At 53.7% G+C, this 25,599-nt stretch carries 20 protein-coding genes and 1 pseudogene; 12 read left to right on the top strand and 9 right to left on the bottom strand.

Features of this window, described 5'->3' with window-relative positions; all coding sequences use genetic code 11:
* Positions 1-26: 26 nt before the first annotated feature.
* Both ACX1CU_RS12015 and malX read right to left on the bottom strand, forming a co-directional pair.
* Positions 27-1,208, bottom strand: a complete 1,182-nt coding sequence (locus ACX1CU_RS12015; protein WP_459398550.1) for a MalY/PatB family protein — start codon at positions 1,206-1,208, stop codon at positions 27-29.
* Positions 1,209-1,254: 46 nt separating this feature from the next.
* Positions 1,255-2,838: a maltose/glucose-specific PTS transporter subunit IIBC gene (gene malX, locus ACX1CU_RS12010; protein WP_459398549.1), complete on the bottom strand. Its 1,584-nt coding sequence runs from the start codon at positions 2,836-2,838 to the stop codon at positions 1,255-1,257.
* Between the two features lie 210 nt (positions 2,839-3,048).
* On the opposite strand from malX, the gene ACX1CU_RS12005 reads away from it, so the two are divergent.
* From ACX1CU_RS12005 to ACX1CU_RS11995, 3 genes are all read left to right on the top strand, one after another.
* Positions 3,049-4,080, top strand: a complete 1,032-nt coding sequence (locus ACX1CU_RS12005; protein ID WP_459398548.1) for a Mal regulon transcriptional regulator MalI — start codon at positions 3,049-3,051, stop codon at positions 4,078-4,080.
* Between the two features lie 161 nt (positions 4,081-4,241).
* The gene (locus tag ACX1CU_RS12000) at positions 4,242-4,520 is read left to right on the top strand and encodes an autorepressor SdpR family transcription factor (protein ID WP_459398547.1); all 279 of its coding nucleotides are present in this window, start codon (positions 4,242-4,244) and stop codon (positions 4,518-4,520) included.
* Positions 4,517-5,164, top strand: a complete 648-nt coding sequence (locus ACX1CU_RS11995; protein ID WP_459398546.1) for an SdpI family protein — start codon at positions 4,517-4,519, stop codon at positions 5,162-5,164. Before ACX1CU_RS12000 ends, ACX1CU_RS11995 begins: the two co-directional genes overlap by 4 nt.
* Positions 5,165-5,205: 41 nt before the next feature.
* Here ACX1CU_RS11995 and ACX1CU_RS11990 read toward each other — a convergent pair whose 3' ends face one another.
* Entirely contained in the window at positions 5,206-6,123 is a 918-nt protein-coding gene (locus tag ACX1CU_RS11990; protein WP_459398545.1) for a LysR family transcriptional regulator, read from the bottom strand.
* A 100-nt stretch (positions 6,124-6,223) separates the two neighbouring features.
* Here ACX1CU_RS11990 and ACX1CU_RS11985 point away from each other — a divergent pair, with 100 nt between their 5' ends.
* Positions 6,224-7,372 carry a serine hydrolase domain-containing protein gene (locus tag ACX1CU_RS11985; RefSeq protein WP_459398544.1) on the top strand — a complete coding sequence of 383 codons (1,149 nt, stop codon included), beginning with the start codon at positions 6,224-6,226 and terminating at the stop codon, positions 7,370-7,372.
* Positions 7,373-7,415: 43 nt separating this feature from the next.
* Here ACX1CU_RS11985 and ACX1CU_RS11980 read toward each other — a convergent pair whose 3' ends face one another.
* Both ACX1CU_RS11980 and manA read right to left on the bottom strand, forming a co-directional pair.
* Entirely contained in the window at positions 7,416-8,951 is a 1,536-nt protein-coding gene (locus tag ACX1CU_RS11980) for a YdgA family protein (protein ID WP_459398543.1), read from the bottom strand.
* 141 nt (positions 8,952-9,092) lie between these two features.
* A complete protein-coding gene (gene manA, locus ACX1CU_RS11975) occupies positions 9,093-10,271 on the bottom strand; it encodes a mannose-6-phosphate isomerase (RefSeq protein ID WP_459402798.1) in 1,179 nt (392 codons plus the stop codon).
* Positions 10,272-10,443: 172 nt separating this feature from the next.
* Between manA and fumC the strand changes: the two genes are divergently transcribed.
* The 5 genes and pseudogenes from fumC (at position 10,444) to ACX1CU_RS11950 (ending at position 16,927) form a co-directional block, all read left to right on the top strand.
* Positions 10,444-11,841 carry a class II fumarate hydratase gene (gene fumC / locus ACX1CU_RS11970; RefSeq protein ID WP_459398542.1) on the top strand — a complete coding sequence of 466 codons (1,398 nt, stop codon included), beginning with the start codon at positions 10,444-10,446 and terminating at the stop codon, positions 11,839-11,841.
* Positions 11,842-11,974: 133 nt separating this feature from the next.
* A pseudogene (locus ACX1CU_RS11965) lies at positions 11,975-12,103 on the top strand (LysR family transcriptional regulator); the annotation flags it as partial.
* A gap of 278 nt (positions 12,104-12,381) precedes the next feature.
* Positions 12,382-15,681 (top strand): sialate O-acetylesterase, encoded by a 3,300-nt coding sequence (locus ACX1CU_RS11960; RefSeq protein ID WP_459398541.1) that lies wholly within the window; start codon positions 12,382-12,384, stop codon positions 15,679-15,681.
* Positions 15,682-15,781: 100 nt separating this feature from the next.
* Complete coding sequence (locus ACX1CU_RS11955; RefSeq protein ID WP_459398540.1) at positions 15,782-16,471, top strand: helix-turn-helix transcriptional regulator; 690 nt, start codon at positions 15,782-15,784, stop codon at positions 16,469-16,471.
* An 87-nt stretch (positions 16,472-16,558) separates the two neighbouring features.
* On the top strand, positions 16,559-16,927 hold the full coding sequence (locus ACX1CU_RS11950; RefSeq protein ID WP_459398539.1) for a VOC family protein: 369 nt from the start codon (positions 16,559-16,561) through the stop codon (positions 16,925-16,927).
* On the opposite strand, the gene tus is transcribed toward ACX1CU_RS11950, so the two are convergent.
* Together tus and ACX1CU_RS11940 are read right to left on the bottom strand one after the other, a co-directional pair.
* Positions 16,924-17,859 carry a DNA replication terminus site-binding protein gene (tus, locus tag ACX1CU_RS11945; protein WP_459402797.1) on the bottom strand — a complete coding sequence of 312 codons (936 nt, stop codon included), beginning with the start codon at positions 17,857-17,859 and terminating at the stop codon, positions 16,924-16,926. The genes ACX1CU_RS11950 and tus overlap by 4 nt on opposite strands.
* A 125-nt stretch (positions 17,860-17,984) precedes the next feature.
* Positions 17,985-19,268 (bottom strand): MFS transporter, encoded by a 1,284-nt coding sequence (locus tag ACX1CU_RS11940; RefSeq protein ID WP_459398538.1) that lies wholly within the window; start codon positions 19,266-19,268, stop codon positions 17,985-17,987.
* 114 nt (positions 19,269-19,382) lie between these two features.
* On the opposite strand from ACX1CU_RS11940, the gene ACX1CU_RS11935 reads away from it, so the two are divergent.
* The 3 genes from ACX1CU_RS11935 to bioD all read left to right on the top strand — a co-directional run bounded on the left by ACX1CU_RS11935 (position 19,383) and on the right by bioD (position 22,483).
* Complete coding sequence (locus ACX1CU_RS11935; RefSeq protein ID WP_459398537.1) at positions 19,383-20,282, top strand: LysR family transcriptional regulator; 900 nt, start codon at positions 19,383-19,385, stop codon at positions 20,280-20,282.
* Between the two features lie 139 nt (positions 20,283-20,421).
* The gene (gene mlc, locus ACX1CU_RS11930; protein WP_459398536.1) at positions 20,422-21,639 is read left to right on the top strand and encodes a sugar metabolism global transcriptional regulator Mlc; all 1,218 of its coding nucleotides are present in this window, start codon (positions 20,422-20,424) and stop codon (positions 21,637-21,639) included.
* A 163-nt stretch (positions 21,640-21,802) separates the two neighbouring features.
* Positions 21,803-22,483: a dethiobiotin synthase gene (gene bioD, locus ACX1CU_RS11925; RefSeq protein ID WP_459398535.1), complete on the top strand. Its 681-nt coding sequence runs from the start codon at positions 21,803-21,805 to the stop codon at positions 22,481-22,483.
* Here the strand turns inward: bioD and clcB are convergent.
* Both clcB and ACX1CU_RS11915 read right to left on the bottom strand, forming a co-directional pair.
* Complete coding sequence (clcB, locus tag ACX1CU_RS11920; RefSeq protein WP_459398534.1) at positions 22,471-23,751, bottom strand: voltage-gated ClC-type chloride channel ClcB; 1,281 nt, start codon at positions 23,749-23,751, stop codon at positions 22,471-22,473. The two genes, bioD and clcB, sit on opposite strands and share 13 nt — an antisense overlap.
* A 109-nt stretch (positions 23,752-23,860) precedes the next feature.
* Complete coding sequence (locus tag ACX1CU_RS11915; protein ID WP_459402796.1) at positions 23,861-25,231, bottom strand: cytochrome c peroxidase; 1,371 nt, start codon at positions 25,229-25,231, stop codon at positions 23,861-23,863.
* Positions 25,232-25,599 lie beyond the last annotated feature (368 nt).

The following is a 25,599-nucleotide window of genomic DNA, read 5'->3' as shown; positions in this document are numbered from 1 at the left end:
GGCTCAAGGGCCTGCCGTCTCGCCAATTATTGGTTTTCCAACACAAACGTCAGCCCGGCGATCAGCTTATCCATCCCGGCTTCTACCTTGCTGCGCGGGCAACCCACGTTCAAACGCAGGAAACCACGGCCTTCTTCGCCATAGGTAAAGCCTGGCATGATGGCGACTTTTTCGCGCTCGATCAGCACCTGCTGCAACTGACGATCGTCAATGCCCAGCGGGCGCAAATCGATCCACGCCAGATAAGTGGCCTGCGGAGGTTGCCAGTTCAGTTGCGGGAAGGCCTGATTGAGCCGCTCGGCAACGTAGGTGAGGTTATCTTGCAGATAGTCGCGCAACGCATCCAACCAGGGCTCACCATGACGATAGGCGGCAATGTGGGCGGCGACCGCCAGCACGGCCGGTGAAGAGAGCCCGTCGCGGCTTTTCAGCGCCTGGGTATAACTTTCTCGCGAGCTATCATCGCTGATAAAGCCATAAGCGCCGGTCAGCGCCGGAATGTTGAAGGTTTTAGAACCAGAGGTCAGCAACGCCCATGGTGAAGTTGCCACCTGGCTCCATGGCGTGTGGCGCTGTGCGCCCCAGGTCATATCCATATGGATTTCGTCGCTGATCACCTTCACGTCGTGGCGTTCGCACAGTTCGGCCATCTGTTCCAGTTCCTGCTGGCTCCACACTTTACCGGTCGGGTTCTGCGGGCTGCACAGCAACAGGATCTTGGTCTGCGGGCGTGCCAGCAAGGCTTCCAGATGCGCCATATCGCACTGCCAGTCGTTATCCACTTTATGCAGCGGGCATGGCAACAACTGGCGCTGATTACCCAGGATCACTTTGTAAAACGCATCGTAGGCGGGGGTGTGGGTGACCACGAATTCGCCCGGTGCCGACCAGAGGCGAATCAACTGCGCCACCATGTAAATTACCGAGGGGCCATAAACCGCCATCGAGGTATCGATAGGCGCGTTAAAACGTTGCAGATACCAGTGCCGCACCGCACCGAGAAAATCCTCGTGCTGCCAACGGCTGTAGCCCAGAACGCCATGCTGTAAGCGCTGTTGCAGGGCGTCGAGAATGCAGGGGGCGGTGGCGAAATCCATATCGGAGATGGTGAAAGGCAGCAGATCGGCTGAACCAAACCGGTCAGCAATGTAATCCCACTGGGTACACCAGGTACCGTGACGATCGACCGGGGTGGAAAAATCAAACATGTGTAGCTCCGGATTGGGGCGCAGCAGGCTGCGCCCGGAGAGGGAATTAAGCTGTGGCTATCAGTGAGTCTAATTCATCTTTCACCGATTGTACCTGCGGGCCAATCACCACCTGCAGATTATGCTCATTGAGATGAACCACGCCGATGGCACGGTTGGCTTTCAGCGCGGCATCATCCACTTTGCTCATATCGTTGACCGACATACGCAGGCGGGTAATGCAGTTATCCAGTGACACGATATTCTCTTTGCCGCCTAGCGCAGCCAGGATCGCCGGAACGTTATAACCAGATTTGCCGACTGCGCCAACGGGTGCGCTTTGGGTAGCGGTGGTTTCAGTTTCACGCCCTGGCGTTTTGATATTAAAGCGCTGGATGGAGAAGCGGAAAATGGCGTAGTAGGTGACAAACCAGATACTGGCCACTACCGGTACCCAGTACCACTTGGTGGCGGTACCGTGCAGGATGCCAAACACCACGAAATCAATGATGTTACCGTCGGTATTACCGATGGTGACGCCCAGCACAGCCATCATGGTGAAGCCCAGGCCGGTGAGAACGGCGTGGATCAGGTACAGGAACGGGGCGACGAACAGGAACAGGAATTCGATCGGCTCAGTCGTGCCGCCTACCACACAGGCCACTACGCCGGAAATCAGCAGCCCTTTAATTTTATGGCGGTTTTCTGGTTTGGCACAGTGGTACATCGCCAACGCAGCACCCGGCAGGCCACCGAGGAAGGCGGGCATTTTACCCTGCGACAGGAAGCGGGTAGCGCTTTCAGCAAAGCCTTGGGTGGTTGGGCAAGAGAGCTGTGCCTGGAAGATGGTCAGCGCACCGCTGACTTCGCGGCCACAGACATCCAGCGTACCGCCCGCTTCGGTAAAGCGGATCAGTGCCACCAGAATGTGGTGCAAACCGAACGGCAGCAGCAGGCGTTCGCCAGAGCCAAAAATCATCGGCCCGAACACACCAGCCCCGTTGATCATCCGGCCCAAGCCGTTGATACCGGCGGCAAACCACGGCCAGATCAGCGGGATCACCAGGCCGCACAGGCCCAGCACCACGGTAGTGACGATCGGCACAAAGCGGGTACCGCCGAAGAACGCCAGCGCATCCGGCAGGCGGATGGTGTTGTAACGCTCGTGCAGCAGATAAACGATGATACCAACGATCACTGCGCCGAGGATCCCGGTGTCGATCGACTGGATCCCCAGGATGTTCTGGATGTTATTGGCTTTCAGCACCAGCGGATCGCTGGAAGGCAGGATGCCAACGGTCGTCAGGTAGAAGTTGGTAGCCAGATTCAGTACCGCAAAGCCGACAAAACCAGAGAACGCGGCCACGCCTTTGTTCTCGCGCGCCATGCCCAGCGGGATGGCAATGGCGAACATCACCGGCAGGAAGCTGAAGGCAAACGAACCGATCTTGCTCATCCAGGTGAAGATCAACTGGAAGATGGGATGGCCGATAAACGGCAGCAGGGTGATGACGTCACGGCTGCTTAATGAACTGCCGATCCCCAGCATGATGCCGCAGAAGGAAAGTAGCGCGACGGGCAGCATAAATGTCTTGCCCAGGCTTTGGAAAAACTCCCAAAGCGTAATTTTTTGTTTTTTGGACGCTGGCATAACCGACGACTCCTGGCGAAAAAGCATGCAATGTTGTGTGTACCCAGTTTAGGTAAAAATAAGATAAAACGTTTTACCTAGCAAAAATGCGCCGCTAATCACAATTATGCACCATGCTTTGCGGTGACAATGGCAAGACCAGTAAAACGTTTTACCGAAGAAAACCATTCGGTATACCCTTGGTTGCCAAATAACTGTTTTGCAGAGGCTATGACTATCAAAAAGATCACCATCACCGACGTTGCACAATTGGCCGGTGTATCCGTGACCACCGTCTCCTTGGTGCTGAGCGGCAAGGGGCGTATTTCATCTGCGACCATGATCCGTGTGAATCAGGCGATCGAGCAGCTCGGCTATGTCCGTAACCGCCAGGCGGCCACGTTGCGCGGTGGGGAATCGGGGGTGATTGGCTTGATCCTGCGTGATATCTGTGAGCCGTTTTATGCCGAAATGACCGCCGGGCTGAGTGAAGTGCTGGAGGCCAACGGCAAAGTGCTGTTCCTGACGCAAAGCGGGCGCGAAGGTAAAGGGCTGATGCGCTGTTTCGATACCCTACTGGCACAAGGCGTTGACGGGATGGTGTTGGCAGGCGGCGTGCGTTCAGCCAGCGGCCTGAAAGAGAAGGCCGAAGAGCAGGGCGTGCCGTTGGTCTGTGCGGCGCGCTCTAACGGTCTGGAAGGCGTTGACGTGGTGCGGCCGGACAATATGCAGGCGGCGAAGATGGCCACCGAATTCTTGATCAAACGCGGCCACAGCCAGATCGCCTATCTTGGCGGGCAAAGCGATTCCTTGATGCGCGCCGAACGCTTGGGCGGTTTCTGTGCCACGCTGGTGCAATACGGCCTGCCGTTCCGTTCTGAGTGGATCGTCGAGTGCGATTGCCATCAGCGTTCGGCGGCGGAAGCAGCAGAGAATCTGCTGCGCCAATACCCCAATATCAGCGCGCTGGTGTGCCATAAAGCGTCGGTGGCTCTGGGGGCCTACTTCGGCATTGTGCGCAGCGGCCGCAGCATTGGTTCGGAAGGGATGGACAGTTTCTATGGTCAACAGGTGGCGCTGATCGGTTTTGGCGATGTGCCGGAAGCCGAGCTGACCGAACCGCCGCTCACTTTTATCTCCAGTTCCGCCCGTGAGGTCGGGCGCAGCGCCGCTGCACGCTTGCTGCAACGTATTGGTGATGACGGATTACCGTCACAGAGCGTGATCCTGCAACCCACGCTGATCAAACGCGGATCGGCATGATCTGCTGCGGTAAAACCTTAAACTGATTCCATTGACAGTCTTCTGGCTGTGCTGAGCCGACATATCCCTATGCCTATTATTTTACCGCATTGTCTATTTTCTTTACATTTCGATAGGCATATAATTAGATACATATCGAAATAAGATGGGCTATAAAATTTATGAACGACGTCTTTAAGGCCATTGCGGATCCTACGCGCCGGGAGATCTTACACCTGCTGCGTCACCAGGAGTTAACGGCCGGTGAATTAGCCCATCACTTCAATATGACCAAGTCAACGATGTCCCATCACTTTTCTGTGTTGGTGAATGCGGATCTAATCACGCGGAGGCGTGACGGGCAGACTATCTGGTACGGCCTTAATACGACGGTAGTACAAGATATGGTTGCATGGGCGATGGATCTAACATGCCGAACCAAAGATAAAGGAAACATATGAAAAAAATACATATCCTTGTTTGCCTGCTACTGATCGTAGCAGCCGCAATTGCCACACTGATGTACTACCCTGACCTGCCTGCATCGATCCCTGTGCACTGGAATTTTAATGGCATGCCCGACAAATATGGTCCGCGCGCTATGTTATATCTACTGGGGCCGGGGCTCATGGGTATGATGTTAATTCTTGGACTGTGCCTGCCTTGGTTCTCGCCCAGACGCTTTGGACTCGCCTCCTTCAAGGCGACGTATTCCTACTTTATCGTGGTGCTCGTCGGTATATTTGGTCTTTTATACGCCGTAGTGCTGCATGCAATATTGACGGACACGTTGGAAATACAACGCACGATCTATGTCGGCGTATTCCTGCTGTTAATCCTGCTGGGTAACCCAATGGGTAAAGTTAAACGTAATTTCTATATAGGGATTAGAACTCCGTGGACTTTGGCCAGCGAGCGAGTCTGGTACGCCACCCACCGTCTTTCTGCACGGGTGATGGTGGCCAGCGGTTTGCTTGGCCTTATCGCGGTATTTATCGGTGCCAGTGCATGGATCCTTCTTGTCCTGGCCAGCAGTTGGGTTGTTATTGTTACCGTATTTTCTCTGGTTTATTACAAACGACTGGATGCGTTAGATCAGAGCTAAGCGATTACCACCACAAAGCGTGATCCTGCCACCCACGCTGATCAAACGCGGATTGGCGTGATTTGCTGTGCGCGTTTTTCGCGCATGAAGTCAATAAATACCCGTAGCTTGAGCGGCATATGTCGCCCAGTGGGAAAGTAAATAAAGAAGCCGGGGAGATCACTGATATAGTCTTGCAGGATCTCCACCAGTCGCCCAGTTTCCAGTTCGGGCTGCACAGCGTTACGGAAGCGTTGGGTAATGCCTAATCCTGCTACTGCGGCATCTTTAATGAGCCGATCCTCGTTAAAAATCAACTGACCGTTTACTTCCAGCGCCAGATGTTCCCCCGTATAGCGGAAATACCAAGGCTCAAGTTTGCCACTGCCAGGAAAACGGTAACGCAGGCAGTTATGCTGGCATAGATCCTGTGGTGTGTGCGGCTCACCGTAGCGCGTGAGATAGTCGGGGGAAGCAAGAGATATCCGCTGCAGGCCGTTATCGATAGGCACGGCAACCATATCCTTTTGCAACATTTGATACATACGAATGCCTGCGTCAAAACTGTCCAACACCAGATCAGAAAAACGATCGTCAGTAAACAATTCTAACTGCACCTCCGGGTATCGCGCCTGAAACTCTGCCAGATGCGGCATCACCAGCATGGATGCGGCCAACTGTGGCAGGGTGATGCGCAATAGGCCCGCAGGCTTGCCATGCAGGGAGCGTGCGTCTTCTGCTGCTATGTCAATCTGGCTCATGGCAGGCACCACTTTTTCATAAAACGCCCGGCCTTCATCACTCAGTTTGACAGAACGACTGGTACGGTTGAACAGGCGTATCCCCAAGCGAGCCTCCAATGCCTGAATATTCTGTGAAACGGCAGGAGGAGTAACACCTAGATGATTGGCCGCCTGGGTAAAACTCCCCAATCTGGCGACAGCTTCAAAAAATGGGAGCAATTGCAGTAACGAACTCATCTATCAGTAATTCCTGCTTAATAATTCATTAAATTTTAGCTTGTTTTATTTAACAATGAAAACCTTAGACTGATTTCATTACCTTAAAAGGAGAACGGGAATGGATCAGGCGTTAGCACAACGGATAGAAGCAGTGAACCAACAGGCGATCGCCGAAGGCCGCATCGTGGGCAGTGTGGTGCTGGTGGCGCACCGAGGAGCGGTGATTTACGCCGGAGCCAGTGGTTATGCCGATCGGGAACAGCAGCGCCCGATGCGGCGTAGCAGCCAGTTTCGGCTGTCTTCGGTTTCCAAGCCTTATATCACGCTGGTAGCGATGCGCATGGTGGAGCAGCAACGGCTCAATCTTGATGATGCGGTAAGCCGCTGGCTGCCTTGGTTCACCCCCGCGTTGCCCGATGGGCGGCAGCCGGAGATCCGCATCCGCCATTTATTGACCCACACTGCTGGCTTGGATTATCGCTTTAAGCAGCCTGCGGACGGGCCTTATCACCGTTTGGGCATTCAGGACGGTATGGAAATGTCTGCATTGACGTTGGAGCAAAACCTGCGTCGGTTGGCCGATGCTCCGCTACAGGCGGCACCGGGGAGCACATTCAATTACTCACTGGCCATCGATGTGTTGGGGGCGGTGCTGGAGAAAGTGGCAGGAATGCCGCTGCCAGCGCTGTTCGCGCAATCGGTCAGTGAACCTTTGGAGCTGCGCAATACCGGTTTCTATGCGGAGGATCCCAGTAACCTGGCTATTGCCTATTACAACGCAGAACCGCACCCGCTACCGATGCATAACGGTATTCTGCTCAGCTTATCCGAACAGGGCATTGTTGATCTGGAACTGGCACCTTCCCGTGCTTTTGACCGCTATGTTTATCCTTCCGCAGGCGCTGGCATGGTTGGGGATGCTGATGATGTATTACGGCTGGTAGAGGTGTTGCGTCATGGTCGCGAGGGGGTCTTGCAGCCAGAAACGGCCAAGCTAATGCGTATGCCGCACGTCGGGGCCGACGCAGAGACTCAAGGGCCGGGCTGGGGGTTCGGTTTCGGTGGGGCAATATTGGTGGATGCTGCGCTGGCGGCGACGCCACAGCATAACGGCACTATGCAGTGGGGCGGCGTGTATGGGCATAGCTGGTTTTATGATCCGGTCGCTCAACTGAGCGTGGTAGCGTTGACCAATACTGCATTTGAAGGGATGTGCGGTTTATATCCGGTACAGATTCGTGATGCGGTTTATGGGAGAGGTGCTTAATTGATACGCCAGGGGCCAATACGGTTGGCCCCTGGCATGAGTATTATTTCTCCTGAGTCGGTTGATCCGGCGCGGCATCCTGCGCTGGCGCGCTCTCTTCTTCAGCCGGGCTGCCCATCATGCCGAACAGGCCAACGAAATCCTGTAGCGACATTTTGTTACCGTTCAGTTCAACCTGATTATCGGCGTAGCGGAAGGTACTGCCGATCACATCATCTTTCAGCGTGGTGAGCTTGAACATCTGGCCCATGGCCGCCAGGCTCTGTATCTGTTGTTGTGCTGCCTTTTGTGCTTCTTCGACAGCATGGCCCTGTAGTGTGATCGCTTGCGTAACCGTTTCTGTTGCCATCGCCACCGGGATAGTCAGCGCAGCGTCCAGTTTTTTCACGGATTGTGCCAGCAACTGATCGGGGGACACGGCGGTGGAACCGGCCTGAGTGGGATCGGTCAGATCCAGATTCAGCGTAAAGGTACTTTCACCTTTGCTGTTTTTCCAGCTCAGCGGCGCGATGCTGATGGTTGGGTTGCCTTTCAGCAACAGCGGCAGATTCTTGATCAGCATTTCGGTGGTTTGTTGCTGATAGGCTTGGGGATCCAGCGCTTCGGACTGTTGTAACAGGGCCATGGCTTCTTGATTGTAGCGAGTGGCGAACTCTTTCAGCCATTTACCATCCAGATTATCGATCTTCAGCAACAGCTTGCCGGAGCCGAAATCGTTACCCTGAATTTTGACGGCATCCAGCGTGTAATCGAACTGGCCGTTCAGCTTGGTGTCTTTCTCATCGAATTGGCTGGCCAGGTTTAGGCCTTCCATCGCTACGACATCTTTACCGTCAACGGCGACTTTCAGCTGTTTCAGCCCCAGTTTCTGGTCACCCAGGCTCAGATCGAACTGGCCTTTGTGGGTATTGCTGTTCAGCGTCAGGCCTTGCAGCGTGACCTGCTCAATCAGGCCCGATTGGCCTGGGCCGCTGATCACGGTGCTGTCACTGTTACCATCCAGTACGATGGTTTTCAGGTCACGACCCACGTCAGCATTGATGGTGGCACCGCTGAATTTCAGCGTAGATGTGTCTTTTTGAAACTCTACCGGGATCACGTCGATCGCCGAAGAGGTATCACCGCTGTAGGCAATGCGCGAATCAGCGGTAAACAGGGATTTGCCTTTGGTGATCTCAAACAGCGGTTTGACTGGCGGTGTGTTTTCCAGTTCGGTATGGATCGACGCCAGGCTTGGGATCAGGTTGAATCTTTTCAACTGGGCAATCGGGAACGGGCCATGGTCAACGGTTTCAAGCAGTGCCAACTCTTCACCCGCTTTCAAGAGCCCACTGTCGGTCTTAATCGTGCCATCGGAACGCAGTACGTAGCGCACATGGCTGGTGAAAATCCCGCGCTGATAATTTTCATAGCTCAGTTTAACCCCAGCATTCGGCAGATAAGCTTTCAACTGGCTGTTGGCGTTATCCACCATTTCACCCATCCGTTGCTCGATCAGCTTACCGGTGTACCAGGAGGCTCCGGTCCATGCCGCGCCAAGAACCACAATGACGCTGACAGCGACTAACGATTTTTTCATAGTTCTATTCATCCTTTCTTTAGCCACCTATTTCGCATAGATGGATGGGCAAATTGGACCTGCAAAAAAACGCCCGCAGGCGTTTAATTGTGGAGGTAACGGACTCATCTTAGCAACTAATTTGCTTAATTTTACAGGTGATTAAGCCAAGATATTATAAACACGGGCTACACGGCCGGTTCCGCTGACCTGAACCGGTGACTCAAAAGCGGCGATAAAGCAGGATTCACCCGGCTGCAATACCACCTGTTGCCCCTGTTTTTCTAAGGTCGCTTCACCTGCCACGCAGAACACAATGGCTGCGCTGTTTTGCGCCAGCGGCTGCGCTGAGGCGGTAAGATCGTGCAAAGAGAAGGCAAAATCCTCGACCGGGATCGGGAAAAACAGCTCGCTACCGCGTTTTTCTGGCTGAGTCAGCAGGCCGGACGCCGGTTGTGGGCGAAATTGCAGGTTGGCCAGCAATTCGGGAATATCGATGAATTTAGGCGTCAGCCCCGCGCGCAGTACGTTGTCCGAATTGGCCATCACCTCCAGCGCTGCGCCGTTCAGGTAGGCATGTGGGGTTTCGGCGTACAGGAACATGGCTTCGCCCGGTGCCAGTTTGACCACGTTGAGCAGCAGCGGTGAGAACAGGCCGTTGTCCTCCGGATAAAAACCGGCGATAAAGCGCAGGGTATCCCAAGGCTCACCTTGTTGGTTATTCAGTGCCGCTTTCAATACGCCCAAGGCTAATGTTTTCTGTTTGCCACTCATACCAAGCAGACTGGCAAACAGAGTTGCAAGGTGAGCGGTATCCGGCTGCTGTAGAAAGGTGGCGATATCGTGATGCGCACCGGCGATCGGCTGCAACAGGGAAACAATATCGTCAAGCTCACGGAAACCGTTCATGGCCAGGAACGGCGTCAGTGCAAACACCAGCTCGGGCTTGTGGTTGGGATCTTTGTAGTTACGCTCTGCGGCATCGAGCGCGATACCGGCCGCATTCTCTTTGGCAAAACCGGCTTCTGCGGCGCTCTTGCTCGGGTGAACCTGAATAGACAGTGGCTGATCGGCACACAGCACTTTAAACAGGAACGGCAGTTCGCCAAAGCGCTGTGCCACTTTGGCTCCCAGTTGCCCTGGCTGGTCTTCATCAATCACATCACGCAATGAGCGCAGGGCACCGTTGGCAGCGGTGATCTGGGAACTGCTCTTCGGGTGAGCCCCCATCCACAGCTCTGCCATCGGTTTGCCACTTGGATTGGCAATACCGTAAAGCTGGGTTAACGCATCAACGCTACCCCATGCGTAATTCTGTACCGCATTGGTCATTTTTTGCATCATTACTACCTGCTTTCTAAAGGAAATTGCCTAAGTAAACAATGTGGCCAAGGTGCATGCAAGCAGAGATAGCTAAAAATGCCCTATGGCCAAGTGCTTAATGCGAATAATTATTATCTCGCTATACTGATGATACCCCTTAACCTTTAGGGATTGTGCTAAGGAGACCGTAATGTCAGGCATTCGCATTGAGAAAGACTCTATGGGCCCGATCGAAGTACCGGCCAATCAACTTTGGGGCGCGCAAACCCAGCGCTCGCTGGAGCATTTCCGCATATCCTCAGAGAAAATGCCGCCAGCACTGATTCACGCGCTGGCCATGACCAAACGTGCCGCTGCCAGCGTCAATATGGATCTGGGGCTGCTGCCTGCCGATCGGGGCAACGCCATTCTCCAGGCGGCTGATGAAGTGCTGGCCGATCAACACGCAAACGAGTTTCCGTTGTCTGTCTGGCAAACCGGTTCCGGTACCCAGACCAACATGAACATCAACGAAGTGCTGGCCAATCGTGCCAGCGAGCTATTGGGTGGAGAGCGTGGCGAGGGGCGTCGGGTACACCCTAACGATGATGTGAATAAAAGCCAGAGTTCGAACGACGTTTTCCCCACCGCGATGCACGTGGCCGCGGTGATCGCGCTGCGTGAACATCTGATCCCTGAACTGAAGCTGCTGCACCAAACGTTGAACAGCAAGGCCGTAGCTTTCCACGATATCGTCAAAATCGGCCGGACCCATCTACAAGACGCTACGCCGCTGACGCTGGGGCAGGAGATCTCCGGCTGGGTGGCGATGCTGGAGCACAACCTTAAGCATATCGAAGCCAGCATCCCGCATATTTGTGAACTGGCTCTGGGGGGCACGGCGGTGGGCACCGGGCTGAACACGCATCCTGAGTATGCGGTGCGAGTGGCGAAAGCGTTGGCAGAGTTAACTGGGCAACCTTTTGTTACTGCGCCCAACAAGTTTGAAGCCTTGGCCGGCTGCGACGCATTGGTGCATGGGCACGGCGCGTTAAAAGGGCTGGCGGCGTCGCTGATGAAGATCGCCAACGACGTGCGTTGGCTGGCTTCTGGCCCGCGCTGCGGGATTGGCGAGCTCTCCATCCCGGAAAATGAGCCGGGCAGCTCGATCATGCCGGGCAAGGTCAATCCAACGCAGTGTGAAGCCATGACCATGCTGTGCGCGCAGGTGTTGGGTAACGATGTGGCGGTGAATATCGGCGGTGCTTCCGGTAACTTTGAACTGAACGTCTTCCGCCCGCTGGTGATCCACAATTATCTGCAATCTGTCCGCCTGTTGGCAGACGGCATGAGCAGTTTCAACGAGCATTGCGCGGTGGGGATCGAACCGAATCGCGATCGTATCAGCCAGTTGCTGAATGAATCGCTGATGCTGGTGACCGCGCTGAATCCCCACATCGGCTACGACAAGGCGGCAGAAATCGCCAAAAATGCCCACAAACAGGGGCTGACGCTGAAAGCCTCTGCGTTAAAACTGGGGTATCTCACTGAGCAACAGTTTGATGAATGGGTACGGCCAGAAGATATGGTGGGGAGTATGAAGAAATAACCTGCCTTAATATTTCAGGCGCAGCCGGTGCTGCGCCTGTTGTCTGTTTTACCTCAACCGTTCCAACTCCGGCAGTAACTCCAGTGGATCCGCGCGCTGAGTGTAATCAGGGCTAACCTGCGCATAGACAATGCAACCGGCAGTATCAAAAGCTATTGCCCGGTTGGAGCAGCAATTGCAGTCACGCTTATTGTTACGTTCTACCCATGGCCTGCAACCTACAGAGGCCGGGCAACAGTTTTATTTGCGGGTGAAACGTATTTTTTGCTGACTTTGTTCAACAGTTGATGCAACAGGAGTAGTGGCGATCTTGCTCACCTGCATTGTGCTATACGCTTTTATTGCTGAAAATCTGCGTAATTCTAATCAGTAATCCGCCCTTAATTAAGAAACTACTTATTTACCTCTAAGGCGGTGAAAAAACGCTCATCATCCTCTATATTCGCCAGTCTTATTTTGTATTGGCAATGTTCCAGCGCTTTTTCGGCCTGATGAATAGGCTGACACAAGGATGATATTAGCTGCAACCTAGAGGGAATTATGTCGTTAAACGTGATCTATGTGAGTGCCAATGGCACTAAAAATGCGCTGGGAACCGAGAATAATCCCATGGATCTGGCTACCGCTGTTTATGCTGGTGGCGAAAATAGCATTATTGTTCTGTTGAATTCCGCTGGGGCTATTCAAACGTCTGGCGTGGCGCTGTTCAAAAACCAGTATATTTTAGGTGAAGGGGCCAGTGCAGTGGTGTATCACACGGATGGTGTCACCACTGAGAACTACACTGCCCCTGGATCGGGCGGCGCGCTGCTAAACGGCATATCAAAATATAACGCCGTGGTCGGCACCAATATGCATACCGAAGGCCCTGCCGTGGTAGGGGTAACCGCCAGCGGTGGTGTAAACAACGCGGGGATTATTGCAGAAACACGCTATAACTTTGTGTTGTCTGGCCAGTCGAACATGGCGGGTTGGGAAGACGTGGCTGATTTTGATCCTGAACTGCGCGGCGTACAGGAACAGGTAAAAATCTGGACCGGTAACCAGTTTGAAAGCCTGACGCCGAATAAAAATACCCATCCGCTGGAGTTTGGTGCTGGGTCAGCTAAAACGTGGGCGGGCTCTGAACTGTCCCTCGGTGCCAACCTGACACAGGCATTAGGCTCCGAAGTTTATTTCACCAAGGTCACGGCTGGTGGTACTTCTATCGACCGTTGGCTGAACGGTGACATGCTCACCCGCATTTTTACCAACACCCTCAAGGCCTCACAGGCGATTGCCGATCAAGGATACGCGCCCTTTATCGGTGGCGTTGGCTGGACTCAAGGGGAAAGTGATTACGGCCGCCACAGTGACTACGATCAGAAACTGCTCACCTTGCTCGCTCGTATGCAGAACGAATTTGCGATGGAAGACCTCAAATTGGTGGCGAGTGGCACCTCTCCTTACCACGGGGGGCCTCAGATAGAAGCCGAGCTACAGCAGGCGGCTAATGCCTCTGATCGTATTGAGTTTTTCAGTATGCAGCACTTCCAAAAATCGTCTAACGGACTGGTACACTTTGATGCGGAAGGATATTCCTATATGGGATATCAGTTTGCGGTCAACTTCCTGAAAGATCTGATGGGTAGCCCGGTCTCACAGGAAGATATTACCGGCTATATCCCGCTATGGCTGCGGCCAGTAGCCCCGGAGGCCAATGACGATCGCGTGACCGTGATCCCAGGCCTCACTGAAGATATCGGCAACGTAATGCTCAATGACCGTGACTTTAACCCGCAGGTGATCCAGGTTTCTGCCGTTGACAACCGCACAGATGCTGTTGGCGAATGGATTACCCTGGAGCAAGGTGGGCGCATCAAGATCTCCGCCGATGGGCAATATATCTTTGAACATCAAGGTGCCTATGCCGACTTGGCCTTTGGGGAGTCAGTACGGATTGCTATCGACTATCAGATCAGTGATGAAACCGCGTTAACCGACCATGCTCAACTGCAGCTGGTGATCTACGGGCAAGGCCCTGCCGGAGGACATACCACTATTTATGGCAATCAATACAATAACGTACTGAACGGCAGTGAACAGAATGACATTATCTATGGTTATGACGGTAATGATGTCATTTATGGCAACAAGGGTAGCGAGATTATCTTTGCCGGTGCGGGTAATGACATTGTTTATGCTGCCAAAAACGGCAATACGGACGATGCCGATGCTCGTCACATCATCTACGCTGGCGAGGGCAACGATACGGTCTATGGTGCTAAAGGAGACGACTTTATCGATTTGGGTGAAGGCAATAATGTCGTGCGCAGTTACGGTGGTAATGATGAGATTATTGCTGGGGCTGGCAACGATACCATTTATGCCGCTTCTTATAACCGCCAGCAGGACAAAGGCTTCACCAAGCAGATCAACAGCGGTGCGGGCAATGACTACATCGAAACTTCGGACAGCGACGATACCATCGTGGGTGGCGATGGGGACAAGCGTATTTATGCCTACGGCGGCACAGACAGTATCAAGGTGGGTAATGGCAATAATACCATTGCGGCTTATGCCACTAACCGTAACGACGATATCAATGTCACCAAAACCATCATCAGCGGTAATGGCCGTGATGTGATCGATGCTTCCTACGGTAATGACAAAATCATGGTAGGCAACGGTAACAAAGTTATCCGTACCTACGGCGGTAATGACAGCATTATTACCGGTAATGGTAATAACTATATCGATACGGCCAGAAACCGCACTGAAGGCAGCGGCAATACCGTGAAGGTTATCACCGGCAGCGGTAATGATGTGATCAACACCGGTGCCAGCAACGATCTGATTGATGCCGGGGCGGGGAATAATACGATTCGCAGCTACGGTGGTAATGACATGATTATCACTGGGCACGGCAATAACTACATCGATACGGCGGCTAACAGAACTGCCGGTGGCAACACCTTGACCTCTATCAGTATCGGCAATGGCAATAGCACTCTGCTTACAGGGGCCAGCCATGACACTATTACCGCAGGCAACGGTAATTTGCAGATTTATACCTACGGTGGCAACGATGTTATCCGCGTCGGCAATGGCGATCACAATATTTATGCCTATGCCAGCAACCGTATCGACGATCGGGGAGCCACTAAGCAGGTGGTCACCGGTAATGGTCGAGATTCGATTTATACATCTTACAGTAGCGATCTGGTGATTACCGGCGACGGTGACAAACGCATCTATACCTACGGTGGCGCTAATGATGTCGTCCAGACCGGGAATGGTAATAACTATATCGATACGGCGGTAGATCGCCGCGCGGGTAGTGGCGATCAAACCATGATCAAAACCGGCAATGGCAATAATGTGATCCACACCAGCAGAGCAGATGACCATATCGTGACCGGGAACGGGAATGACACCATTTATGCGTACGGTGGGAATAACATCATTGAGTCCGGCGGGGGCAATGACATTATTTATGCCTATGATCTCGACCGCAGTAATGACAACGATAAAGTGAACTATATCGACGCCGGTGCGGGTAATGATACGGTCTACGGCACACAGGGAATTGACACCATTATCGGTGGGCTCGGCAATGATACCTTGTATGGCTACGCGGGCAGCGATCTGTTTATCTTCAGCGAGAGCGCGGGTAAGGACATTATTGGTGACTTCAATGTTAAAGAAGACAAGATCATGTTCACCGATTCTGCTCTGAGCTTTGACGATCTGCACTTCAAGGCGGTGAATAACGACACGGTGGTGTCTTATCTGGACAGCCAGATTACCCTGCGCGGAGTTGCAATCAGCAAGATTGAAGAAAGCCTGTTTATTTTCTGATCCCTTCATCCAATGACAACAGGGGCCTTCGCCCTTGTTGTCTGGCTTATTTTTGTTACCCTTGGCCACACATTTCAAACCCTACTAATGGGGATAAAACATGTCCCGAACCCAACGTCTGCTCGATCTGATGCAGATCCTGCGTCGCCACCGCTATCCGCTGGCGGGGCACGCTCTGGCGCAAGAACTTGGAATCAGTATGCGCACGTTGTATCGCGATATCGCTACCTTGCAGCAGCAGGGTGCGGATATTGCCGGTGAAACGGGAGTCGGCTATGTATTACGGCCAGGATTTATGCTGCCGCCGCTGATGTTTTCGCAGCAAGAGACCGAAGCACTGGTGCTGGGGATGCGTTGGGTCGAGCGCAGAGGCGACAGCCAGTTGGCAAAGGCCGCGACCAATGCGCTGGCAAAGATTGGCGCAGTCTTACCTAATGAATTGCGGGAAGAACTCGACGCCAACACCTTGTTGATCGGCCCGGTGGAGGAGGTGAAGGTGGCCGATGAAACCCGGGTGTTGATCCGTGAAGTGATCCGCCTTGAACGCAAAATCAGCGTGGAATATCAGGATCAGGCGGGCAATATCAGCGAACGTACTTTGTGGCCGTTTGCCATGGGCTACTTTGAACAGGTGCAGGTGCTGATAGCCTGGTGCGAACTGCGTGCTTCTTTCCGTCATTTCCGTCTCGATCGCATCCGCACGCTAACGCCGTTATCGCAACGCTATCCGCGCGGCCGCCGGGCATTGATGAAAGCGTGGCGCGAAACCGAAGGGATTTGCTCATCGTAATGGGGCTACTGCCAGAAACTGACAGTCGGGCAGCTTAGGCTTTGGTTCTCGGGAACATTGAGGTTCCTTTCATTACCAGGAGAGAACATGATAACGCCAAGCATGACCATCATTTATGTGGATAGCCCGGAAAAAAGCGCCGACTTCTATCAGCAACTGTTGGGGGTTGCACCCGTTGAAAAGTCACCCACCTTTGCGATGTTTGTCTTTAGTAACGGCTTCAAGCTGGCGATGTGGTCGAAGCACACCGTGGAGCCCGCCGCGAAGGCCGTTGGCGGTGGCACGGAGATCAGTTTCCTGTGTGAACAAGCGGAACAGGTGGATGCGCTCTGTCAGCAATGGCAGGCCAAAGGATTGACGATCGCGCAGCACCCGGTAGAGATGGATTTCGGTTATACCTTTGTAGCTGAAGACCTTGATGGGCATCGTCTGCGTGTTTATAAGTTTTATGGTTAATCCGGCACGTTTGTGTACAAATGCAGGCGTTTTACCAATAATCGCAGCGGTTGAGCATCCGGCTTGTACTTATGCTTCACCGTTGCCGCATCGTAATTAAGTAACTCACCCATTTTTGGTACTTTAGCCCCGGCTTCCAACTGGCATAGGGCTATCAGCGGCAGCGGGCAGGGGTGTTGCACCTGTTTTTGCTGCTGCTGATACCACACTCGAGCGATCGGCTGTACCTTCACCGGCCGTTTGATTTTCAACACTGCATTTTGCGGCAGGCGACTGACATCATCAATTTCGCGGCTGACCAATTCGGCCCACTGCTCGCGATCAAAAGGCGGCACCGCCCGCCCGGCCTTCAGGCTTTTTTCCAACTGCGCCACAATATCATCCCGCTTCACGTTCTTGATGATGTGCTTGTTGGCCCAGCCGAAACGCACAGAATCAGGATTAGTCAGTAATGTCAGCGAGCGATAGGCGCTGAGGGTGATTAAGCCGTGCAGGCGGGTGTGCACAAAGTCGAAGCGTTGTTCTGGAGATAAACCGGATTCAACGGTGATGATCTGCTCCAGTTCGGCTTTCAGGCGGTTGATCAGCGCAATTTGCTGCTGTAGGGCGAGGTATTCGACGTTATCAACCGCCAGGCAGATCACGCCGGGCAGGCGTACCGCAGCCTTGCTGCTGACGTGCGGCAGATTATGGTGGATAAATAACCGTTGGTAATGTTCCAGTGCCAGATCGCGGGCCACCTGGCCAACATGCTGTTCTACGCTGATTTGCTCTACCGCTGCATGTTCTTTACCTTTCTCGATTTCTGGCAGGCTGAATACTCTCGCTGCGACTAAATGCAGCGGCAGGATCTGCTGGTGGAGTGCCGCCAATGCCTGTTCCAATTCAGCAAAGCACATATTCATTCTGCCAATAAGGCTATATTTATCCATCATACCTCCGATTTTAGTTACAACATACATAGCAAGTTTATACAAAGAAAGGGGCAACTTCAGCCCCTTTCTAATTTTCAACTCTGAGTTGTTCAAGCCTGACAGGGAAGGTATGGATACTTTCGCTAAATACGAGCGGCTTCCGGCAGTTTTCTCAGGCGGAGGGCGACCAATAGGGCCAAAAGCAACATAGCACTGATAAAGGTTACCACACCACCCCAACCAAAACTGTGCCAGAACACGCCACCCAGGGTTCCGGCCACGCTGGAACCGACATAATAACAGAACAGATACAGTGACGAAGCCTGGCCCTTAGCGCGGCGTGCGCGGCGGCCGATCCAACTGCTGGCAACCGAGTGGGCGGCAAAGAATCCGGCGGTAAACAGCATCATACCGATAAAAATCGCCGTGAGCGGTGCCAGCGTGGTGATCAGGACCCCGGTCAGCATAATCAGGATTGAAACCAGCAACACCGGCCCGCGCCCAAAGCGGGTCGTCAGGGAGCCGGCCTTCGGTGAGCTGTACGAACCGGTGAGATAAACCACCGACAGCAACCCAACGGCGGCCTGGCTGAGATGATAGGGATCGTTCAACAGCCGATAGCCAATGTAATTGAATAGGGTGATAAAACTGCCCATCAGCAGGAAACCTTCGGCGAACAGCAGCGGCAACCCTTTATCATGCCAGTGCAGCCTAAAGTTGATCAGCAGGGTATGTGGGCGCAGCGAGCTGGCACGAAAATGTTTCGATGCAGGCAGAATGCGCCAGAACATGAAAGCTGCGGCCAGCGCGAACAGCCCAATGACCGCCAACGCAATTCGCCATGAGAAGAAATCGGTCAGCACCCCGGTCACTAAACGCCCGCTCATCCCGCCAATGGAGTTACCACTGATGTACAGCCCCATTGAAAAGGCGACAAAGCTGGGGTGAATCTCCTCACTCAGATAGGTCATGCCAACTGCGGCTACGCCACTCAGTGAAAGGCCAATCAGGGCGCGCATGATTAGAATACTGTGCCAACTGGTCATGAACGCGCAAATTAGCGTACAGATCGCCGCCAGTAACAAGGCCACTACCATCACCGGTTTGCGGCCAACGGCATCGGACAGTGGGCCGGTGAACATCAGGCCGATAGCCAATAGTCCGGTCGAAAAGGAAAGCGAAAGGCTGCTTTCGGCGGGGGAGATGCCAAAGTCCTGCGAAAGTACCGGCAAGATCGGTTGCACACAGTACAACAAGGCAAAAGTGGCCAATCCGGCAGAAAACAGTGCCAAGGTGACGCGCGTAAATTGCGAGGTGCCACGTTCAATAAAGGGGTGTTTATTCAGCGTTGAGCGCCTGGCTTTGGGCACTTCATCGGGGGGCAGCGCTTGCGATGTGGTGGCCGCAGAACGCACAGGGGTTGTCACAGCATTTCCTTACCGGGTTCGGAAGAACAAAAACACGTCTTGATTCACAAAATGATAGGGAGAGGGCAGTTTTTTGTCTAATATATTAATCATTGTAATTGAGACTTTAAAAATATGAATATCGAACTCAGACACCTGCGCTATTTTGTCGCCGTTGCAGAGGAATTGCACTTTGGCCGCGCGGCGGAGCGGCTGCGCATGTCCCAGCCACCGCTGAGCCAGCAGATCCAGGCGCTGGAAGAGATGGTCGGCGCACGCTTGTTGGCGCGTAATAACCGCAACGTCGGGCTGACTCAGGCCGGAGAGATGTTTCTCAAGGAGGCCTATCAGGTACTCGATCAGGTTAATCGTGCGGCGGAAAGGGCAGCTCGGCTTGAGCGCGGTGAGATCGGCGAGTTGACGATCGGCTTTACCTCTTCAGCGCCGTTTATCAGCGTGGTGTCACGCAGCCTGCGGGCGTTCCGTCAGTTGTCGCCGAATGTGCATATCAAAATGCGTGAGATCAATACTAAACAGCAGCTTGAGCCTTTGTTGAACGGTGCGTTGGATCTGGGGGTGATGCGCAACACCCGTTTGCCGGATGCGCTTCAGCATCAGTTGCTGCTGCGCGAACCGTTGTTGGCGGTGGTGCCGAATGGTCATCCGCTCACTCATGTGGCGCCTGGCAAGTTGCGTTTCACCGATCTGGCGCAGGAACCGTTTGTCTTCTTTTCCCGTGAGGTCGGTACGGCGCTGTACGACGAAATTCTGGCGCTGTTGGCCAATGCCGGAGTTGCTCCTTACATTACTCAGGAAGTGGGCGAGGCAATGACGATTATCGGTCTGGTAGCCGCTGGGTTAGGGATTTCTATCCTGCCGACGTCATTTGGCCGGGTTAAAATTGATGGCGTCACCTATCTGCCGCTGGCTGAACCGGAGGCGATGACCGAAGTCTGGCTGGTACATCATCGTAACCGCCCAGTCACGGTTGCGGCCCAAACCTTGATGGAGCTAATGCTGAATCTGTACAAATAAGACGCGCTTCCAGGCTAAATGTCGGTGAATTTGTGCTGTTAATCACATAACGAATCAAATAGTTGACGCTGTATTCCAAAAGCCCCACCATAGCCCTTAGTCTTTATTTAGAAGCGCGAAAAATAGTAGGAGCAGGTTTGTGATTGCGGATGGGCAGCCTGGGCATATTGATCAAATCAAGCAAACTAATGCAGGGGCAGTTTACCGGCTGATTGATCGGCTGGGGCCTATTTCGCGCATCGAATTATCCAAACGCGCCCAGCTTGCGCCTGCCAGTATCACCAAGATTGTGCGTGAGCTGCTTGAAGCGCATTTGGTTAAAGAAACCGAATATCAGGAAATCGGCAGCCGTGGCCGCCCTGCGGTCGGGTTGGTGTTGGACACCGAAGCCTGGCATTACCTTTCTGCTCGTATCAGCCGTGGAACCATTACGCTGGCGCTGCGCGATCTCAGCAGCAAAATGGTGGTAGAAGAACTGCTGCCGCTCGATGCTGAACACCCCGACCCCTTACTGCAACGCATTGTGGGTGAAATAGACCGCTTTTTCATTCGCCATCAAAGCAAACTGGAACGTTTAACGGCGATCGCCATCACCTTGCCCGGCATGATCGATACCGCGTCTGGCGTTGTTCACCGCATGCCGTTCTACGATGTGCAAGAAATGGCGCTCGGCCCGGCGTTAGCAACGCTCACTGGGCTGCCGGTCTACCTGCAACACGATATCTGTGCCTGGACCATGGCCGAGGCGCTGTACGGTGCTTCGCGCGGTAGCATGAATGTGATTCAGGTGGTAATTGATCATAACGTCGGTGCTGGGGTGATCACCAATGGCCGTGTGCTGCATGCCGGTAGCCGCAGCGTAGTGGAAATTGGCCATACCCAGGTCGATCCTTACGGTAAACGCTGCTACTGCGGTAATCACGGTTGCCTGGAAACGGTAGCCAGTATTGAAAACATGCTGGAAATCGCCCAACAGCGCTTGGGGGGCTCAATGACGTCATTGCTGCATGGCGCGCCCCTGACCGTCGAATCCCTGTGCGATGCGGCTCTGGCTGGGGATCAATTAGCCAAAGATATCATTCTCGGCGTTGGGCATAGCGTCGGGCGCATTGTGGCGATCATGGTCAATCTGTTTAATCCAGAAAAAATCCTGGTGGGTTCGCCGCTAAATCGAGCCGCTGAGATCCTTCATCCGGCGATTGCTTCCTGTATCCGACAGCAATCTTTGCCAGCATACAGTGAGCATGTGCAGGTTGAATCCACACAGTTTTTCAATAAAGGCACCATGCCGGGTGCTGCGCTGGTGAAAGATGCGCTATACAACGGTTCGCTGCTGGTGAAACTGTTACAGGGCTAATGTAAATTCCTCCTATCAGAATTTCTTAATGTTTACCGCAAAAATATTGAGCTACCTCAAGCCCCTGTAAGTTCGCATCCCCTAGACTTTTCCCTGTCAGGCTACTCGCGCCGCGATCGGCGGCGATCCTTTTGTTAACGGAGCATTTCAGGGCAATCCATTCATGTTAAAGCGCTTATTTGTTACAGGCACGGATACCGACGTAGGTAAAACCGTGGTTTCCCGCGGATTGTTGCAGGCATTTGCTGCACAGGGCCGCTCAGCGGCGGGGTATAAGCCCATTGCGGCACGTTGTCAGGAAACCAGCGAAGGCATTCGGAATAAAGACGCTTTGGTGCTGCAGGCTTCGTCCACTATGCCTTTGTCTTATGATGAAATTAACCCGATAACCTGTCTGGATGAAGTCTTCCACGCCCATGCCACACAGGATATTGATTACAGCGTGATGAGCCGTGGGTTGCAGCACCTTGCCACCAAGGCCGATACCGTGGTGGTAGAGGGCAGCGGGGGATGGCGCGTATTGATGAACGATCTGCGCTCTTATTCTGAATGGGTGGTGCAGGAACAGTTGCCGGTGATCCTGGTGGTTGGCATTAAGCTGGGCTGTGTCAGCCATGCGCTGCTGACCGCACAATCGATCCTTAACGATGGCTTACCATTGTTGGGTTGGGTCGCCAACCGTATCAACCCCGGTTTAGCGCACTATGCTGAAACCATCGATGCGTTGCAGCAACGCATTCCCGCACCGCTGTTGGGTGAGATCCCCTATTTGCCACGTGCCGAACAGCGCGAACTGGCGCAGTATCTGGATATCTCCGGCCTGATGGATCGCTACGCGCTGTGATAGACCGACTGTGCGCGTAACCCGCGCGCGATGGTCGTGGCGATCACACAAGCCAATAGAATGCCGGGGAGCAGGGTATATTCCCCGGTCATTTCAAACACCATCAGTGCCGCCATGATCGGGGCATGAGTGGTCGCGGCCAGCAGCGTCGCCATACCGGTCAACGCCATCAGTATTGGCACCGCGCTTCCCAGCTCCGGCCACAAGGCACAGAGTTGCCCTAACAGCGATCCCAGCGCGGCACCCACGAATAATGTCGGGGTAAATACGCCACCAGGAGCACCAGAACCACTGCTGGCCAGCACCGCCAGCAGCTTGCAAATCAAAATCGCGCCCACCAGCAATATGCCCGGCGGTGCGCTGAGCAATGACTGCACTATGCTATAACCATTCCCCCACACTTCAGGGAACAGCAAGGAAAGAAGCCCGACGATCAACCCACCCAACGCCAGTTGTAATGGCGGGTTGAGATTCAGCGATCTAAATGCCTGACCGCTGGCGGACATTGCCCACAGGAACAGCGGGCCACATATTCCTGCCAAAACGCCCAACAGTGCCATCAGCAGATATTGGACCGGTGAGGGGGCAGCCAGAGGCTCCACAAGGTATAACGGGGCTTGGCCACCGTTAAGCAGGTTGGTGACCAGCAGGGCGCTGACGGCGGCAATCACCACCGGCCCGAGAGAGGCCAGCATCAGCGTGCCGAACAGGATCTCGGCAATAAACAGGCTGCCCGCCAAGGGTGCATGATAGGCGCTGGCCATCCCCGCTGCCGCAGCGCAGGCTACCCATAGCTTCCATTCCCGCGCATGGGTAAAGCGCTGGGCGAAGATCGATCCGACCAGCGCTGCCAGCAAGATCATTGCCCCTTCACGGCCAATTGCGCTACCGCTGGAAACCACCAGTAACGATGCAAGGCTTTTGACCAGGCTGGCGGCAACGTCCAATCGCCCATCACCGGTTTCTATTGCTTCCATATAATCGGTAGGGGCCGCAGGGTGCTGATGCCGATAGCGTTGATAAATCCACAGCAGTAAGCCCGCCACCAAGCCACCCAACGCCGGAGTCAGTGCCCGGCGCCAGCCGGGAAGTGCCGCAGCGGCGGCCACCAGACTACCGCTATCATGCCCCAGCAACAGCCATTCCAGCCCAAGCATGCTGCGGTGGAATAGCCAAACGACCAGGGCAGCAGAAATGCCAAGAAAGATAGCGATAAACAAGCGGCGCAGCAGGGCGCGATAGTGGTGCAGGTGGACCAATCGTTTCATGCTTCGGGAAATCGTGAGAAAAATGAAAGGGTCAGGTGGGCATTGTGCTTGTCTGCCCACCTGAAAACCAGTGAATCTTTACCGAGTCACTGGTGTGGTGCTGAAAGTGTTAACTGGCAGGTGGTGTTGCAGGCTGATATTTGCCGCTCATGCTTTCCAGCAGGGCCACCAAGTCGTTGACGTCGTTCTCAGGCAGATTAACGCCGACCTGATATTTCAACATATCTTTCACCGCCTGGTTAAGAGAGTTGACGCTGCCGTCATGGAAATAAGGCGCCGTTTGGGCGATATTGCGCAGCGTTGGCGTTTTAAAGCGATTACGGTCCGCTTCATTTTTCGTGACGTTGTAACGCCCAAGATCAACCTCGGTGGGTTTACCACGCACGGCAAAGTAATCCGCTTTGACGCCCATAAGTTCGTAAGACTGGCCGCCCAGGTTAACCCCGGTATGGCAGGTGCCGCATTTGTTCTGCTGGAACAACTGATAGCCGTGTTTCTGCTGGGCGGTCAGGGCACTTTCATCCCCTTTCAGATAGCGGTCAAACGGGCTGTTTGGCGTGATCAGCGTTTTTTCAAACTCGGCAATGGCATCGGTAATGTTATCGCCGGTGAAACCGTTGGCATAGATCCGTTGGAAGTCAGCCTTCAACTGCGCATCTTTTTCCAGTTTACCGATAATATCGTCCCAGGATCCTGAGGCCATTTCGATCGGGTTCATTGGCGGGCCACCCGCCTGTGCTTGCAGGTCTTTTGCTCTGCCATCCCAGAATTGCGCGATGTTGAACGCGGCATTGAACACCGTTGGCGCATTGATTGGGCCTGGTTGGTTATTCACCCCAAGCGAAGACACGCGGCCATCGACACCCCCGGCACCCAGTTGATGGCAGTGCGCACAGGAGATGCTGTTATCTTTCGACAGCCGTGGATCGTGGAACAACCGGAAGCCCAACGCCACTTTCTGAGGGTCGGTCGGCAGCGATTCTGGCAGCGGCTGCAGTGCCGCACCGCGCAATGCAGTTGGAGTGTCTGGGTGAGTATAATGTTGCTCACGTTGTTGACGGATCCAACCGAGCAATTCCTGCCGGTCACCATCGCTTATATTGCCAGACCAGTGCATCACTTTGTAAAGCGCTGGCGGCATTGTTTGATTTTTCAGCACAAATTCCAGCTTGGCCAGATCGGCTTCTGGTACGGCGGTATTTTGCTGCAGGGCAGTGCGCGTGGCATCAAGAGTAAACTGCCTGCTGCCAGTCCGAATATCAGATTCCATGAGCTGTTTAGCGATAGGCAGCTCGGCATAGAAGGGCAATTCCGCCGAAGCCGTGTGGCAATAGTCACATCCGTAGCGGGTTAACAGAGTGTCTATTTTGTTGTCAGCAACCGCAGGCGCACGCTGCTGATCGTAATGATAGATATAACCGACGAACCCCAGGTAGCCGACAACAGCCACGACGGCACATCCTAGAATGACTTTTTTAATCATGATCTCGCTCCAATGAGTTTAGCTTCCAAATTACCCGACATCCGATCATGCTGATGAAAAAACGGGCATCCGAGGTTGCCACATCGAAGAGCATTACAGCTTGACCGAAATCAAATACTTCAATATTTCTTAACTATCGTTCGAATAGGTTTTAACGATGGGCCAGGCGTGGCGCGGCTCGCAGCTTGCTTCTAAGAAATCACTTAGCATTCAATATGCTGTATATAAAATCGCAACATAATGGCTCGACAATGATTTGTGACGCTGTCACAAGGCGTTCAAGGCTACCTTATTGAGATTTAGGCATTTTGACCATTTAGCGACGGGCGCTCAATCGCATTTACAATCAGACTATTCTGGATGAT

Source organism: Serratia sp. D1N4, assembly GCF_054552755.1.
The sequence above is the reverse complement of the archived record's forward strand: the minus strand, read 5'-3'. Positions and strand labels throughout refer to the sequence as shown.

What these genes read in the sequence shown, in the direction of transcription:
- ACX1CU_RS11935 (WP_459398537.1), top strand. Translation starts at nt 19,383, where the DNA reads ATGAATATCGAACTCAGACACCTGCGCTATTTTGTCGCCGTTGCAGAG.
- ACX1CU_RS11985 (WP_459398544.1), top strand. Translation starts at nt 6,224, where the DNA reads ATGGATCAGGCGTTAGCACAACGGATAGAAGCAGTGAACCAACAGGCG.
- ACX1CU_RS11980 (WP_459398543.1), bottom strand. Translation starts at nt 8,951, where the DNA reads ATGAAAAAATCGTTAGTCGCTGTCAGCGTCATTGTGGTTCTTGGCGCG.
- clcB (WP_459398534.1), bottom strand. Translation starts at nt 23,751, where the DNA reads ATGAAACGATTGGTCCACCTGCACCACTATCGCGCCCTGCTGCGCCGC.
- ACX1CU_RS11990 (WP_459398545.1), bottom strand. Translation starts at nt 6,123, where the DNA reads ATGAGTTCGTTACTGCAATTGCTCCCATTTTTTGAAGCTGTCGCCAGA.
- ACX1CU_RS11955 (WP_459398540.1), top strand. Translation starts at nt 15,782, where the DNA reads ATGTCCCGAACCCAACGTCTGCTCGATCTGATGCAGATCCTGCGTCGC.
- ACX1CU_RS11960 (WP_459398541.1), top strand. Translation starts at nt 12,382, where the DNA reads ATGTCGTTAAACGTGATCTATGTGAGTGCCAATGGCACTAAAAATGCG.
- manA (WP_459402798.1), bottom strand. Translation starts at nt 10,271, where the DNA reads ATGCAAAAAATGACCAATGCGGTACAGAATTACGCATGGGGTAGCGTT.
- tus (WP_459402797.1), bottom strand. Translation starts at nt 17,859, where the DNA reads ATGGATAAATATAGCCTTATTGGCAGAATGAATATGTGCTTTGCTGAA.
- malX (WP_459398549.1), bottom strand. Translation starts at nt 2,838, where the DNA reads ATGCCAGCGTCCAAAAAACAAAAAATTACGCTTTGGGAGTTTTTCCAA.
- fumC (WP_459398542.1), top strand. Translation starts at nt 10,444, where the DNA reads ATGTCAGGCATTCGCATTGAGAAAGACTCTATGGGCCCGATCGAAGTA.
- ACX1CU_RS11950 (WP_459398539.1), top strand. Translation starts at nt 16,559, where the DNA reads ATGATAACGCCAAGCATGACCATCATTTATGTGGATAGCCCGGAAAAA.
- bioD (WP_459398535.1), top strand. Translation starts at nt 21,803, where the DNA reads ATGTTAAAGCGCTTATTTGTTACAGGCACGGATACCGACGTAGGTAAA.
- ACX1CU_RS12015 (WP_459398550.1), bottom strand. Translation starts at nt 1,208, where the DNA reads ATGTTTGATTTTTCCACCCCGGTCGATCGTCACGGTACCTGGTGTACC.
- ACX1CU_RS11995 (WP_459398546.1), top strand. Translation starts at nt 4,517, where the DNA reads ATGAAAAAAATACATATCCTTGTTTGCCTGCTACTGATCGTAGCAGCC.
- ACX1CU_RS12005 (WP_459398548.1), top strand. Translation starts at nt 3,049, where the DNA reads ATGACTATCAAAAAGATCACCATCACCGACGTTGCACAATTGGCCGGT.
- ACX1CU_RS12000 (WP_459398547.1), top strand. Translation starts at nt 4,242, where the DNA reads ATGAACGACGTCTTTAAGGCCATTGCGGATCCTACGCGCCGGGAGATC.